This window comes from Streptomyces sp. NBC_00203 (assembly GCF_045206325.1).
In the GTDB taxonomy this organism is placed as follows: domain Bacteria; phylum Actinomycetota; class Actinomycetes; order Streptomycetales; family Streptomycetaceae; genus Streptomyces; species Streptomyces lutosisoli.
In genome coordinates this window covers 3,367,288-3,381,651 of sequence record NZ_CP108126.1, presented here as the reverse complement: position 1 = coordinate 3,381,651, position 14,364 = coordinate 3,367,288, and the positions used below count along the sequence as shown (strand labels likewise).

Annotated in this window: 8 protein-coding genes; all 8 read right to left on the bottom strand. The window is 72.0% G+C overall.

Features of this window, described 5'->3' with window-relative positions; translation table 11 throughout:
• Positions 1–29 precede the first annotated feature (29 nt).
• Positions 30–1,022, bottom strand: coding sequence for an AAC(3) family N-acetyltransferase (locus OG975_RS15340; protein ID WP_406329712.1), 993 nt, complete (start codon positions 1,020–1,022; stop codon positions 30–32).
• Positions 1,015–3,210 (bottom strand): radical SAM/SPASM protein FxsBH, inactivated beta-hydroxylase extension form, encoded by a 2,196-nt coding sequence (gene fxsBH / locus OG975_RS15335; RefSeq protein ID WP_406336279.1) that lies wholly within the window; start codon positions 3,208–3,210, stop codon positions 1,015–1,017. The genes OG975_RS15340 and fxsBH overlap by 8 nt, the downstream gene beginning before the upstream one ends.
• A 466-nt stretch (positions 3,211–3,676) precedes the next feature.
• Positions 3,677–5,155 carry a GAF domain-containing protein gene (locus OG975_RS15330; protein ID WP_406329710.1) on the bottom strand — a complete coding sequence of 493 codons (1,479 nt, stop codon included), beginning with the start codon at positions 5,153–5,155 and terminating at the stop codon, positions 3,677–3,679.
• A gap of 40 nt (positions 5,156–5,195) precedes the next feature.
• Complete coding sequence (locus OG975_RS15325) at positions 5,196–6,233, bottom strand: rod shape-determining protein (protein WP_406329708.1); 1,038 nt, start codon at positions 6,231–6,233, stop codon at positions 5,196–5,198.
• Positions 6,234–6,372: 139 nt separating this feature from the next.
• Entirely contained in the window at positions 6,373–11,106 is a 4,734-nt protein-coding gene (locus OG975_RS15320) for an SAV_2336 N-terminal domain-related protein (RefSeq protein ID WP_406329706.1), read from the bottom strand.
• The gene (locus tag OG975_RS15315; RefSeq protein ID WP_406329705.1) at positions 11,096–12,109 is read right to left on the bottom strand and encodes an AAA family ATPase; all 1,014 of its coding nucleotides are present in this window, start codon (positions 12,107–12,109) and stop codon (positions 11,096–11,098) included. The genes OG975_RS15320 and OG975_RS15315 overlap by 11 nt, the downstream gene beginning before the upstream one ends.
• An 83-nt stretch (positions 12,110–12,192) precedes the next feature.
• A complete protein-coding gene (locus OG975_RS15310) occupies positions 12,193–13,986 on the bottom strand; it encodes a trypsin-like peptidase domain-containing protein (protein WP_406329704.1) in 1,794 nt (597 codons plus the stop codon).
• Positions 13,983–14,309: a CU044_2847 family protein gene (locus OG975_RS15305; protein WP_327428479.1), complete on the bottom strand. Its 327-nt coding sequence runs from the start codon at positions 14,307–14,309 to the stop codon at positions 13,983–13,985. The genes OG975_RS15310 and OG975_RS15305 overlap by 4 nt, the downstream gene beginning before the upstream one ends.
• Positions 14,310–14,364 lie beyond the last annotated feature (55 nt).

The window sequence follows — 14,364 nt, the reverse complement described above, 5'->3', positions numbered from 1 at the left end:
CCACCGGGCGCCCGCACGGGTCGCCTCTTTCACGTCAATCCATGGCGATATCCAGACATCTGGACTCCCGCCCGGTCGACCGCTTCCCGCATCCCGAAGAGCAGCACCGCTTTCCCCGCCATTTCCCGTTCCGTCACGAGATCACGCGGCAGCAGGGCCCCGATCGCCTCGAAGTCCCCGTCGTACAGCTCGATGTCCTGGTACGAGGTCCAGTTGCCCTTCTCGTCCACCACGCAGTGGTACGCCCGTTGCGGGGGCGTGGGCTGCATCCGGTACTCGGCGAGATGGAACGCGCTGCACGCCTCGAACCCCACACGGAACAGCAGGACCTGGGCGCCCGCCTCGTACAGCTTGGCCAGCGGGGAGCGCTCGCCGAGATGGCAGCGCGGATCGTGCTCGGCCAGCAGCTCCTCGGCCCGGGGGCCGAGCCCGGCCAGCGAGGTGTGCGGATGCCCGCTGCGCACGGCGCCCCGCGTGGTCCAGACGCACTCGGCGAGCACGCCCATCGTCGGGCAGGCGGTCATCCCGGGATCGAACGGAGGCACCGACGCCCGGAACTCCTTCTCCTGCTCCTCGGACATCCCGTCGGTGAGCGCCTTGTACGCCCGCGAGGTGAACGAGTTCTCGGGCGTGAAGGTGGGCACGACGAGCGTGCCGTCGGGGCCGAGCACATCGAGCAGCGTGTCCCGCACGTCGGTGTCGCGCAGCCCCGCCCCGCCGAGGGAGGCGTGCACCATCAGGATGCCGCCACGCACGACTCCCAACTTGCGGAACAGGCGGGCGAGTTGGCGGCGATTGGCAGGGCTGGCCAAGGGAGCGCGGTCGAAGGAGCCGGCCTGCTGGGTGTGGCCGAAAGGTCTGGCCGGCCGGGTGGGGTCGAAAGGGTCGGCCGGCGGCGTGCGGCGGAAGGGGTTGGCGGGCGGGGTCCGTCGGAACGGGTTGGCGGGCTGGGCGCGCCGGAAGAAGTCGGCCAGCCGGGCGCGGTCGAACAAGTCCGCCAGTTGGGTGCGGTCATCAGCCACAGTGGATCGCCCACTCGGCTCGCAGCTCCTCGGCCAACACCACACCGGTCTCGGTGAGTTCACGCTCGGGGCGGGCGGCCAGCCGCTCCAGGGCGTGGCCCGCCCGCTCCAGCGCGGCGGCGCGTTCGCCGGTGCCGTCGGCGAAGTACGTGGCGTTGCCGAGCTCCCGGCTCGCCTCGTCCAGCAGCCGCCCGGCCCCGCTGCCCGGCACGTTCAGATCCGCCGTCGCCCGCAGCGCGGTCAGCCGTGCCAGCCGTCCGGTGCGCGGCAGTTCCCGTACGAGCTCCTCCGGTGCGAAGTCGACGGCCACACCTAGCGCGCCGAGCCCGTGCGCACCGAGCCGCACTCCCGAGCCCGCCACGAGCGGGGTGACCGTGGTGACGAGCGGCGAGTTGACGCCGTCACGCCAGCCGGGCGTTCGCTCGTCCATCAACTCATAGGCCGTACACAGTCGTTCGCTGAACGAGGTGAGGTCGCCGGGGGCGAGGGAAGGGGCGACAGGCGCGGGGTAGCAGTCGCGGAGGGGGTCGGCGTCATCGAGGACTAAGCGGGTGTCGTCCGGGAGGCCGACGGTGCGCAGGGGGTGCCATGCGGTGGGGTTGCCCTCGGGGGAGCACTCGTCGCCGGTGGCGGTACGCACCCGGAGTCGGCCCGCGGTCACCGCGACCTCGATCCGGCCGGGCTCGGGGAGAGTGAGGGTCCCCAGCGTGGGAAGGTGCAGCTCGGGAGCGTCCTGGTCCCAGGTGAGCTTGAGGTCGGCGCGGGCGCGCACGGCGACCGCGACGGCCGCCGCGGCGAGCGGTGCGACGGTGGCCGGGTGATGGAGGGAGTGTCTCAGCGCCGTGTGCACATAAGGGTGAGCGAGGACGTCGTCGACATGGGGGATGACGTCCGCGGTGCCGTCCAGGTCCAGGAAGGCCCGCCACAGGTTGTCCCAGTCCGGCTCCGCGGTGTGCCGGGCCGCGCCGTCAGCGAGCAGCTGCCGGTTCAACTCGCCCTGGGCCCACCAGAGTTCGGCCTGACTGTGCACGGCAGAGGAGGGCGCGCGCTTGGTGATCCGCTCGGCGACACCCTCGACGAAGACGCTCAGGTCGGCACAGAAGACGGACGGATTGTCGAAGGCCCGCTCACTGCTGTACCGGTGCGCGTAGAGCCCTCCGCCGCACGACTCCACCACTGGGCAGCGGCGGCAGGTTTCGCTGACACCCTCCAGGCCCAGCTGGCGGGCGCGTACGCCGGGGTGCCGTGCGAGCTCCTCGAAGGTGTGCCGGAAGACGTCGTAGCCGGTCGCGGCGGCGCCGTCGTAGGCGGTCTTCAGCGAGTCCGCCTGCTCGAAGCTGCCGTCGGTCTCCACCACGGCCAGATCGCTGGGAGCGAGCCCCATGGCCTCCGTCAGGCTCGGACCGCCCCGCAGGGTGCTGAGGACCGAGTCGAAGGTCCGCACCGACACCGTGCGCCCCTGCCGGTCCCAGTGGTCGAAGATCCTGAGGAGCCAGTCGGCGTACGCGGTCGGTGAGGCCGCCGGTCTGTGCGGTGGGCTGTCCCAGGTCGAGTGCGGAAGCAGATAGTCGATTTTAGGTGGTTTAAGCGATACGAGGGCGTCGTGCACCGCGAGGGGGTCGTTGGCGATGTCCACGGTGCACAGCAGGCCGCTGTACAGGTGCCGGTACTCGGGAGAACGCAGCAGGCTGATCGCGCGCAGCACCCGGTCGTAGCTGCTGCGCCGTCTGCGATCGAGCCGGTGACGGTCGTTGGCCACACGGTCGCCGTCGAGCGAGATGCTGACTTTGACGCCGAATTCCTTGAAAACATTCAGGTGCCTGGAGTTCAGCTGGACGCCATTGGTATGAATACGGAGATCGAGTGTGGTGACCGGAGTGATGGTGCGAGTGAGTTCCGCGCAAATGTTTCTCATCCGGGTGGGCCCTACGAGGAGGGGTTCACCACCGTGAAGGATCACGGAAACGGACGGCAGTTCATGCGCTTCCGCATATGCCGCGAATCTGCGGGCGACCATTCCGAGCGTTTCTTCGGAAATTACGGTCGGGCGCCCTTTCCAGCTCTGGTCGGCATGCTCGTACACGTAACAGTGATCACAGGCGAGGTCGCACCGGCTGTGGAGCTTCAGGACGAGCTGCTGCAGTTTCACCCGCCGAAGGCTAGTGGCACCGGAGGGGGTGTGTAGCACGAACTTCTTGATCACTCACGGCAGTTGGGGGGCTCCGGCGCACAACCTTGGGCACACCGGCAGTCGTGCTACCGCCGGTGTGCCCAAGGTGAAGTGTGTCGTCTAGAGCGCCGAGTCGAAGGTGATCGGCTTGACTGGACGCCTTCCGGGGATGTCCGCCGCTCGTCCGGCAGACGGGGCGATGGCCGACAGGGGCGTGTGCGGCTTGCGCACGGGCCGGAGGGCGGCTGGGTGGTGCGTCGTCGGCGTCACCGAAAGGTTCATGTGAGGACTTTCGAGTCTGGTTGGGGATATCTCTTCGTCTTAGGCGGACCCTACATGAGATCAACAGCAATGGCCTGCGGGATCGGCCGATTCCACCTGAATGCTGTGAGGTTTGGTTGACAGCAATGCGGGAGACGACGGAACGTGGGTCGTTACGCTGTCCGGGTGAATCCGGGACGTCAGTTCGGCGGGTGCTCGCGCCTCACAGCGGTGACGCCCAGGCGACCGTCGTGCCCGTGCCGCCGTTGTCCCTGCCGCCGTCGTCGTAGACCGTCAGGCGGACGCCGGCGCGGCCGTCGGGCAGGGACGCCGTCGAGTCGACCGTGACCTCGATGACGGACACCCCGGCGCGGCGCGACGCGGCGGCCAGCGCACGGCGCAGGCTCGCCAGCAGCTGACCGGCCACGGGCTCCGAGATGCGGCTCTCCACAGCGCCGGTGAACCGAGTGGACGGCTGGAAGCCGAGGACCGCCGCCGCGCCCGCCGTCTCGCGCAGCACCTTGCCACGGAAGCTGGTGGGGGCGTCCGCGGGCGGCTGCTGCAACGCGAAGATGGCCGTGCGGACTTCCTGGATGGTGGACTGCAACTCGTCCACGGCCCGGCCGAGGACGGCGTGCACATCCTGGGCCGCCCCGTCGCCCATGCTTCTGCGCTGCGTGGATTCGAGCATCATGCCGGTGGCGAAAAGCCGTTGGACGACCAGGTCGTGCAGGTCACGGGCGATGCGGTCGCGGTCCTCGTAGACCGCGAGGCGCTCGCGGCCGTGCTGGGCGTCGGCGAGGACCAGAGCCAGCGCGGCCTGCGAGGCGAACTGCGTGGCCAGCAGCCGTTCCACGGAGGTGTACGGCCGGTCGCCGCGCCGACGGGGCAGGGCGAGCGTGCCGATGAGGCGGCCGTCCGCCTGGAGCGGAAGCATCATGCTCGGCCCGAAGCGCGTGCGCACGTGGGTCGTCATCCGAGGGTCGGTCGCGGAGTCCTCCACGAACACCGGTTCACCGCCCAGGAGTTGTTCGAGGACGGGACTGCCGGGCGCGATGGTGGTGCCCACGATGTCCCCGGGGTCGTCGAGCGTGGACGCGGTCACGATCTCCATGCCGCCCTCCGCCGTGGGCTGGAGGATGACGCCCGCCGAGGCGCCGGCGAGGATCCGGGCCCGTTCGGCGACGGTCATCAGCGCGTCGGCGGCGCTCTCGCCGGTCAGCAGCGCGGTGGTGACGGCGGCAGCACCCTCGATCCAGCGCTCGCGCTGCCGGGCGGTCTCGTACAGCCGGGCGTTGCCGATCGCGATGCCGGCCTGGGTGGCCAGTACGCGCAGCAGCTGCTCGTCCTCGTCGGTGAACGCGCCGCCGCGCTTGTCGGCGACATACAGGGTCCCGAACATCTCGTCGTTGACGCGGACCGGGACGCCGACGAATTCGTCCGACCGCCCGACCACGCCCCGGCTGCTGCCGGCGCCGGCGTCGACCTCGGTGCCCGCCTCGGTCTCGGGCCGGCCCACCGTACGGATCTCCACCAGCCCGTCGTGCCCCGGATCGACCACGCCCAGCGCCGCGTACCGGGCCTCCGTCAGCTCGGCGGCGCCGTCCACGATGTGCTGGAGCGTGGCCCGCAGTTCGAGGTCGGTACCGACACTGAGGACGGCTTCCAGAAGCGTCGGGAGACGGGGCACGGGGTCGGTCATACGAGGCCCCTTGAAGTCGGCCCTGGGGTGCGAGCGCGGTTCAGTCCGCCAGCGGGTCCAGGGCCAGCGGCTCGATCTTGCCCTCCAGCATGTAGCCGAGGCCCTGCACGGCACACACGTCGGGCCGCTCGGCGATGTGCACCGGCATCCCCGTCGCCTGCCGCAGCATCTGGTCGAGCCCCGGGAGCAGCGCGCTCCCGCCGACCATCATGATCCCGCGGTCCGCGAGGTCGGCCACCAGGTCGGGCGGGCAGGAGCGCAGCACCTTGCCGATGCCGTCCAGTACGGCGGTCAGCGGGGTCTGGATGGCATCGCGTACGGCGGCGGTGTCGACCTGCACCGAACGGGCGAGGCCGGTCGCCACGTCCCGCCCGTGGATCTCCGTCGACGCCGGGCCGTGCGGGGTGAGCCCGTTCCCGGAGAGGGCGAGCTGCAGGGGGCGTACGGCCTGACTCGGCAGCATCAGTTCGTGCTGGTGGCGCAGGTGCTGCACGATCGCGTGGTCGACGGCCTCGCCGCCCACCGGGATGCGCTCGGCGGTGACGATCGAGCCCAGCGACAGCACGGCGAGCTGGGTCGCGGCGGCCCCGCACACCATGATCATGGTGGCTTCGGGCCGCTCGACGGGCAGACCGCAGCCGACCGCGGCGGCGATGAGCGTGTCGACGAGTTCGACCCGCCGTGCGCCGAGCCCGACGAGCGTCTCGATCGCGGCGCGCTGCGCCAGCGGGTCGGCGTCGTGCGGGGTGCAGGCGGCCGCCCGCAGCCGCGGCTTGCGGCGCAGGGTGCGGCGGACCTTGTCGCCCAGCAGCTGGCGCAGCATCCGCTGGGCCATCTCGATGTCGACGACCGAGCCGCCGGTCACCGGCCGCATGACACGGATGTAGTCGGGCGTACGGCCCGTCATCTTCTCCGCGAACTCGCCGACCGCGATCAGCGCGCCCGTCTTCGTGTTGATCGCGGCGACGCTCGGCTGATCGACGACCAGGCCCGCGCCCTTCACATACACACGGGTCCTCGCCGCGCCCAGATCGACGGCGAAATGACAGCGGCGCAGCTGCTCCAGACTGGCGGACATGGCAGTTCCTCCCGAGAGCGCAGACCGTGGGGCTCCGCCGGGCGGCGGTCCTCTCTCGCATCGTGCGGTCGGCTGTGCGGGGGCGCCTTTTGTGGGGGGCCGGGTGGGGTGCGGCTGGATGGGTGGACTTGGGGCGCTCCTAGGCGGTGCGGATTGCTTCGAGCACCGGTTCCAGGGAGCTGACGGTGTGTTCGCAACCGGCTCGGGTCAGGCGTTGCTCGGTCTGCTCGTTGCCCGCGTGGCCGATGAAGGGGAGGCCGATGGAGTCGGCGGCGAGCAGCTCGGCGGTCGAGGAGCCGATGAGTACGGCCTCCGAGGGGGAGACGCCGAGTTCGTCCAGGGCGCGGTGGAGGCAGTCCGGGTTCGGCATCAGCAGGGTGAGGTCGTCGGTACGTGCGTGGACTCCGCCGGTCACCGCGTTCGTCAGCCCACGGGCCTCCAGATAGGACGTCACCACGCGTGGCGAGGCGTCCGTGACGACGGAGGGCCCCCGGCCGGTGGCTGCGAGCACGTGGATCAGGGCGTCCGCGTGAGGGACAGGCCAGGCTGAAGGGACGGCACTTGCCTCGAAGCGATCGAGTCCCCGGCGTAGCTCGCTTCCGAGCGGGTGGTGCGCGAGGGCGCGCAACAGGTCCAGCGGGTCGGAGTACCCCTCCAGGGGCGATCCGGAGGCGTCCGCGGGCAGCAGTGGCGTTCCGCTCAGTTCCCCGAAGAGCGCGGTGAGCTCGCGGGTGACCCTGTGCTGAGCCTGCCCGGACCACAGGTGGCCCACCGTGCCGTCGAAGCCGAGCAGCACACACTCGGCGCCGCCGAGGACGGCGGCCAGGGAGCTCTGCCTCGCCTCTGCCCTGCGCTTGACCGGGTTCCTGGCCGGGTCCGGGGGCGGAGCCTGGGGCGCAGGGGAGCCAGCGCGCAGCCGTACCGCGCACGCCACGGACAGCCCCGGCACGGGCCATCTGCGCAGCCCCTCGTGCACCGCGCGCTGGGCGGCGCCGCCGCGGCCCGGCGGGTAGCGGCGGGTGATGCGGCCGGCCTCCCTGACGAGGTGGTGGAAGAGCTGCCCGGACACGTCGTGGGTTTCGCTGCGGACGAAGGCCACGGCGTCGTCGACGTGCCAGGACAGTTCGGCCGATGCGGCGAAGGCGTTGCGGCCGGAGCTGGGCAGGAGCAGCACGTGACTGGCCTGATGTGTGGTGAGGTCGACCTCGTAGTACGTGATGAGGGAGCGGGGAGGGCGTTTGGCGAGGGGACGGTTGGGGTTGAGGAGGGCCAGCGAGTTGTCGGGCTCCGTGTGTACGACGGCGGTGCGGCCCTGCTCGGGGATACGGATGATCCGGGAGGTGTCGCGGATCGTGAACGGGCCGCGCACCAGGTCATGTTGGACCGGCTCGGGCTCGGGGGTGCGTTCCGGGAGGTCCAGAGTGCAGTACCAGGCGAAGGTCTGGCCCTGGCTTCCGACGTGAAGGGGCAGGAAGCGGTCCCGCTCGACCCCTTTGGCGCGCGTCCATTCCATGAGCAGTTCCGGGGAGAGGAGCACCACGATGTCCGCGTCGGAGCCGACGAACGCGGGCAGCAGGTCGCGTGGGGTGGTCGTGCGGTCCGCGCCGGGGAATTGAGGGGTGTGCCAGAACGTCACCTGGAGCCTCGGCGGGTCCTCCAATTCGAGGAGCGCGCCCGGGAGTTCGCGCAGCACCGCGTTCAGCGTGGTCAGTACGGAGGTATCGGGTTCGGTGATCACGAGGTAGCCGTTGTCGCGCGAGAGCAGCTCGTACTCGCTGGGGGCCATGTCGCTCAGGGCGAGCAGCCAGGACAGGGTGCGGCCGACGACGTTGTGGGTGTGGGGGTCCACGTCGGGTTCGGCGTACTCGACGACAATGGTGGGGCGGTCGGGTTGCCGCCCCTGGAGCGCGAGCGCGTGGAGGCGACGGAACTCCTCCCGCTCGGGAGCCTCCTGGAGCAGGTCGTCGAGGGTGGTGGCGGCCCGGTTGAAGTCGCCCAGCCCCAGGTCGAGTTCGGCGCGCAGGGCGCGGACCTTCTGGTGGAGGGGGAGCAGACGGGCGCGGGTTCCGCGGGCGGAGGGGCCGGGGACGCCCGCGAGGGGTTCACCGCGCCAGAGATTGAGGGCGTCCTGGATGGCGTCGCGGGCTGCCACGGGGTCCCCCGCGTCCCGGAGGGACTGTGACCTCTCGACACGCTCTGTGTGGTGATACAGGTCGACGTCGGCCTGGGCGGCGTGCAGGGCGTAGCCGTCCGCGATGGTGGCCAGGACTCCGGGACCCAGGGTCTTGCGCAGGCCGGAGGCGTACGACGACAGGAGCTGCTCGGTGCGCTCCGGAGGGTGCTGTCCCCATATCCCCTGGGCCAGTTCGTCGTACGTCACCGTCCTGCCCGGCCGCAGGAGCAGCATGCAGAGCAGGGCCTGTTCCTCGGGGGAGCCGGCGGGCAGCGCGCGGTCACCTGCGCGGATCTGCACCGGGCCGAGCAGGCGGTAGAGGTACCGGTCCGCCGTGATGGAGTCCAGGACCTGGTCGAAGGAGGGAGTCAGGAAGAGGTCCCTGCCGCGGCGCTGGGCCGCCGGGTCCGATGAGGTGAGGGGGGTGATGGCGTCGTCGAACAGGCTCCGGAACGCGCTGGGAACCTCGCTGAGAACCGGTCTCCGTTCCCCGGACAGCTCCCTCAGCAGGTACCCGAAGTCGCGGAGATCCTTCGACTCGCCGCGATCACGCTCCGTCCCCAGCGCGAAGCCGGCGACCTTCACGGTGGCGTCCGGACCGGCTATCAACCAGCTGCCGGGCGTGAGCCGGCCGTGTGCGATGCCGCGCTCGTGTACGGCCTTGAGGCCCCCCGCAACCTGTTGCGCCAGGGGGGCGAGCAGGGGGAAAGGCATCCGGAAGCCGCCCTCGGCCGTGAGTTCCCGCACGGTGAACCCGTCCACGAACTCCGTGACGAGATACGGGACGCCCCCGTCGATGCCGAAGTCGTGCACGGTGAGAACGTTCGGGTGCTCGACGGCGGCAAGCGCCCGGGCGTCGTCCAGGAACGCCTGATGATGCTCCGGACCGACCGAGGCGTACGCGTGCACCGCCACGGTCCGATCGCTCCGCGTGTCCTCCGCCCGCGTCACCTGCCTGCTCCGGCCCAGCCGCTGTACGAGTCGGTACCTGCCGAGTACGAGCCCGGCATGCTTCGGCGACGACCCCCCGCCCAGCCGCCGCACACTCTCCTCCCGCACCGCCGCGAACGGCTCGCCCCCGGCCGTGGCATCCGCGCCCCCCGGCGCCAGCACCGCGAACTCCCCGGCCGCCACCCCCGCCCGCGCGTCGATCAACGCGCCCACCCTGCCGAGGAGTTCGGCCGTACGGCTGTGGGCGGTGCGCGGCAGTGTGTGCAGGAGGAGTTCGCGTACGCCGGGGCGGAAGGCGTACGAGCCGGGGGCGCCCGGGGTGCTGCTGAGCACTCCGCTGAGGATCACCTCCGCGAGATGCTGGGGCTGCGGGTTCCTCTCGATGGCGGCCTGGACCAGTCGCATCACCGGCAACTCCGGGCGCCCTACGGCGAGATGACCGGCGAGGAGAAAGGCCTCCGGGGAGGCGAGGGAGCGGAAGCGGAGGACGAGCTCCTCGGGGGAGAGCTGCTCGACGTCGCCGCGGCCCAGGTCGTCCACCGGGGCGGGTGCCGGGGCGAAGTCCAGCAGGGCGACCGAGCCGGGGAGCGGGGAGGACCCCGCGACCAGGGACGACCAGTTCGCCAGCCAGGGCGCGGACGGTTCCAGGACGGGCAGCGGGAGCCTGCCCGGGGTCGGAAGGGCATCGGTGGCGTAGGAGTCCACGGTGTACGTGGAGTTGGGCGCCGCGGGCCACGGCGCGGCGATCCGCGCGGTCGTCGCCGGCAGGGCCGTGGTGCGCCACAGCCGCTCGGGCAGCGGCTGGAGCACGGCCACCGGCATCCGGGCCGCCCAGCGCCGCAGCGTGCGGTACCAGCGGGTGCCCGCCGGGCCGCTCCGCCACTGCGGGCCCATGCAGTCGCTGACCAGGAGGGTGACCGTACGGCCGTCCGCGTACGACTCCTGCGAGCCGGGGCGCCGTACCGTCCCGTCGACGGTCAGCCGGTGCAGCTCCACCGTGCGGAAGACGCCCGACTGGGCGAGCGCGGTGTGCAGTTCACGGACGAGCGGGCGCCAGACGGGCATGGTCGGCCCGGCGTCGTACACCAGGTGCAGGGTCAGCCAGCGTTCGGTGGCGGGGCGCAGCACGGGCACCCACCAGCGCGGTGCCGCGCCCAGCCGCGCGATCCGGTGCGCGGTCGCCTCCTCGTCGAGCTCCTGCCCGACGGGCGCGGGCACCCGCCGCTTGAGGGGACGCAGGGTGCGCTGGAGCGCGAGGGGGTGGGGCAGCATCGGGGGAGCGGGCGCGAGGAGGGTCGTGTAGTGGCCACTCCTCCGATCGCCGGAAGTGTCATCCCCATCCCTATCCCCATGCCCATTTCCATCCTCATCGCCGGTGCCGGTGCCGGAGTCGGGCAGCCGCAGGGGCACGCGCTCGTCGGGGCGGTGCGGGGCCTCGGCGGGTCCGTCCTGCGGCGCCTGAGCCGGTGTGTCCGGCTGCGGGGATGCCTCTGCCGGTGGCCGCCGGGCCGAGGCGGCGTTCTCGCCGGCCCGGGGGTCCGCGCCGGTCTCCTCCCGCGGCGCCGCGATGTGTCCCGCGAGCCACAACAACTCCGCCAGCTCGACGGAGGTCGGTGCCTCTCCGCCGGTCACCTGCCCCAGCAGCTCGGCGAGCGCGGCGGGCCCGCCGGCCACGGGCGCCCAGGGCGGAAGCGCACCACCACCCCCGCCCCGGCCATGGTGCGAGCCGCCCTCCCCCTCAGAACTCATCGTCGTCCTGGGTCCGGCTCAGATACGGCATCAGCTGCTCCGCCAGGTCGTCCCGCGACGCCGTGTCGATGCCCGCCACCCCCGTCAGGTAGATGGCGTTGAGGAGCTGGTCCGTGGCGAGTTCGCCGCCGGTGCCGCGGGAGAGGAAGCGGGTGATGAGGTCGCGGGCGTAGGCGTCGGGCTCGCCCAGGTGGGCGCGGACGATGCTTTCGAGGTGGGCGTCGCGCGGCTGATGGAGTTCGAGGCGGACGCAGCGGCGCAGGAAGGCGGGCGGGAACTCGCGCTCGCCGTTGCTGGTGAGGACGACGAAGGGGAAGGCGCGGCAGCGGACCCGGCCCCGGGAGACGGTCACGCGGTCGTCCGTGCCGGCGATCATCACCTCGGCGCCGGGTGTGTGCCGGGCGGCGCGGACCAGCTCGGGGATCTCGTACTCGCCCTCCTCCAGGATGTTCAGCAGATCGTTCGGCAGGTCGAGGTCACCTTTGTCGATCTCGTCGATGAGGAGGGCGCGGGGGCGGCGGTAGGGGAGGAGGGAGGTGCCCAGCGGGCCGAGACGCAGATGGTCCTGGAGCTCGCTGTCCGCGGGGAGTTCACGCGCGGCGGCGCGACCGGCGTCGTACAGACGGGACAGCGGGTCGTACTGGTAGAGGCCGTCGTGGAGCGTGGTGCGGCTGGTGATGTTCCAGCGCAGGACCGGGCCGAGCTTCAACTCCCTTGCCACCGCGTACGCGAGCGAGGACTTGCCGCTGCCAGGAGGGCCTGTCACCAGGAGCGGGCGGCGCAAGTACAGGGCCGCGTTGACGAGTTGGACCGCGCGGTCCGTGGCGCGATAAGTGCGGGCGCGGTGCCTGCGGTCCGGGGACGCGGCCGAGGCGTCGTCGTCCTCGGCGGGAGTGTCCAGCTCGGGGCCGCCGTCGAAGTCGCGCCACGGCGGCGGCGCGGGAAGCTTCGCGATGCCGTCGTGGGGCTCGCTCCCACCCGTGTAGACGGGCCACAGGGACATGGTCTCTCCTCGTTGCGTGCCGGACGGTCGACCGGCCCCCAAGGCCAAGGGGCTTCCGCCGGTCGTGTGACGGTCGGTGGTGCTCAGCCGACCGGCGAGTGCAGATAGCCGACGGGGTCGGGCAGACATCTGGGGTCTTCCCAGAGCAGCGCGAGGTCGTATGCCCAGTGCGGTTCCGGGGCCTCCGAGGCGTAGGCCGTCTCGCGCAACTCATGGATGTGGGACGGGAGTTCGCCCGGCGGCAGGCCCGCCAGATGTTCGGCCAGGTGGTCCAGGAACGCGGCACCCGCGCAGTCCCCGTGCGCGCCGTCGTGATGGTCGCCACGGCAGCCGGTGCGCGGCCAGAGCATCACCGGCATCGCGGCGTTCAGGCTCGCCTGGAACAGCCGCCGGGTGCCGGCCGCGCGCGGCGGGGAGGCGAAGCCCACCATGTCGGCGCCGCGCCGCAGCCCGATGGTCAGCCGCACCGGGTCCTGTCCGACGGCCCCGCAGCCGATGCGGTGCAGACGCGCCGTGGGCTGCGCGTCGAGGCGCTGCCACTTCTGCAGCAGCTTGTGCTGAAGGCCGCCGCTGCGCCGCCGCTCCAGGTCCATCACGACGAGCGGTGCGAAGGAGCCGAGCGGGCTCTGGTCGTCGGCGCTGCGCTGCCAGTGCGCGACGTCGGTGTTGAGCCAGCGGCGCGGCAGTACGAAGGCGATCAACTCCCGGGCTCCCGGCTCCAGTTCGTGGTACGCCTCGTCGATGCGCTCCAGGGCGTAACCGCGGACGCGGTCGGCGGGCAGGGCGCGCGAGCCGACCACCCGGCGGTGCCGGCCGTTGTACGCGGACACCTCCACGAGGAACTGGTGGTCGCCCGACCCACTGGGCGCGATCTCGACGAGGATCGGCGACCAGGACTGCCCCGTCCCCGCGCCAATGCCCGTCCCCGTTCCTGTCCTTGCCCCTGTCGCGGGCCGGTGCACCGGCTCCTGGGGGCGGCGGTCGTGCGGCCGGGGCGGCCAGGCCCGCAGTGCGCCCCGGGTCGGCGCGTCCTCGGTGAAGTCGGCGAGCCGCGCGGCGAACCGGGCGACCGCGCCCGTGTCCGGCACCTCGGAGAGCAGATACCAGGCCGCGTCCCACAGCGACCCGAACCGCCGCGAAGGCAGCGGCGGCCCGAACGGGCCCACGGCATCGCGGTAGAGCCGCTCGGGGCTGCACTCCGGGCGGTCCGCGAACTCCGGGCCGCGCCCCTCCACCAGCTCCCGCAACCGTTCCTTGTCCGTGCGCCCGTACTCCGGTGTCGGTATCAGCTCGCCGAGGCGTGGCCAGTAGCGGGCCATGACGTGCGCGGGCAGCATCCGGCCGTTGCGGATCCCGGGGTCCCGGGCGGCGGCCGAGACCATGCCCACCACCCGGCCGGTGTCCGCGAGGGTCACGGCGGCGCCGCTGAAGCCGGGCACCAGCGGCTGCCCGTGCGCCGCCCACGCCTCCAGCTGGACCCACTCGTCCGCGATCAACTGGTCGGCGGTGGCACGGTATTCGGCGAGGGTTCCCTCCTCGAACCGCTTGGGGAACCCGTACGCCAGAAGCCTGCGCGGCGGGTCCCCGTACGCGTCCGAGGGTGCCGCGAACGACGCGGGCTTGATGGACGGCACGGAACGGTCGAGTTCGAGTACGGCGACGTCGCCGGGGTCGGTGTCGTGCCCGTCCCAGCCGCCGTGCGCGACGACCTTCGCGGGAATCGCCCCGCGCTCCTGCGCGAAGGAGACGCCCACCTCGTCCATGCCGCTGCGGGCGACCACATGCGCGCAGGTCAGCACATGCCGCTCGGTGACGAGGAACCCCGCGCCGGTCTCCCGTCCGCAGCTGATCCTGGCGTGCCACGAGGCGCTGGTCATGACCGTTCGGGCGACCAGGAGAGCTTGACCACCAGATGGCCCTCGACCGAGCTCTTGGCGATCAACGCGCCCGCCTCCGCGGTGAGTTTGACCCCGAACTCGATCTCCACGGAGTCGGGACGCAGGCTTCCGTCGCGGAACACCCTGAGCGCGGACTCCGCGGCGGCCCGTACGCCCTCCAGAGAGCCCTCGAAGGTACGGGTCGCCTCGACCGTGCCGTCGTGCCGGGCGACCAGTCGGGAGCCGGGGCCGCCCTCGTCCTCGGCGGCCTCGACGACGACCACCGCCCCGTCGTCGGTCTTGAACTCCAGCAGTCCATCCATGGCTCGCGCATCCCCCGTCGTCCGTGGCCCTGGGCCAACCTCATTGTTACGGACG

Coding starts and splice junctions, on each gene's coding strand:
- OG975_RS15310 (WP_406329704.1), bottom strand. CDS start 13,986: ATGACCAGCGCCTCGTGGCACGCCAGGATCAGCTGCGGACGGGAGACC.
- OG975_RS15325 (WP_406329708.1), bottom strand. CDS start 6,233: ATGTCCGCCAGTCTGGAGCAGCTGCGCCGCTGTCATTTCGCCGTCGAT.
- OG975_RS15305 (WP_327428479.1), bottom strand. CDS start 14,309: ATGGATGGACTGCTGGAGTTCAAGACCGACGACGGGGCGGTGGTCGTC.
- OG975_RS15315 (WP_406329705.1), bottom strand. CDS start 12,109: ATGTCCCTGTGGCCCGTCTACACGGGTGGGAGCGAGCCCCACGACGGC.
- OG975_RS15320 (WP_406329706.1), bottom strand. CDS start 11,106: ATGAGTTCTGAGGGGGAGGGCGGCTCGCACCATGGCCGGGGCGGGGGT.
- OG975_RS15330 (WP_406329710.1), bottom strand. CDS start 5,155: ATGACCGACCCCGTGCCCCGTCTCCCGACGCTTCTGGAAGCCGTCCTC.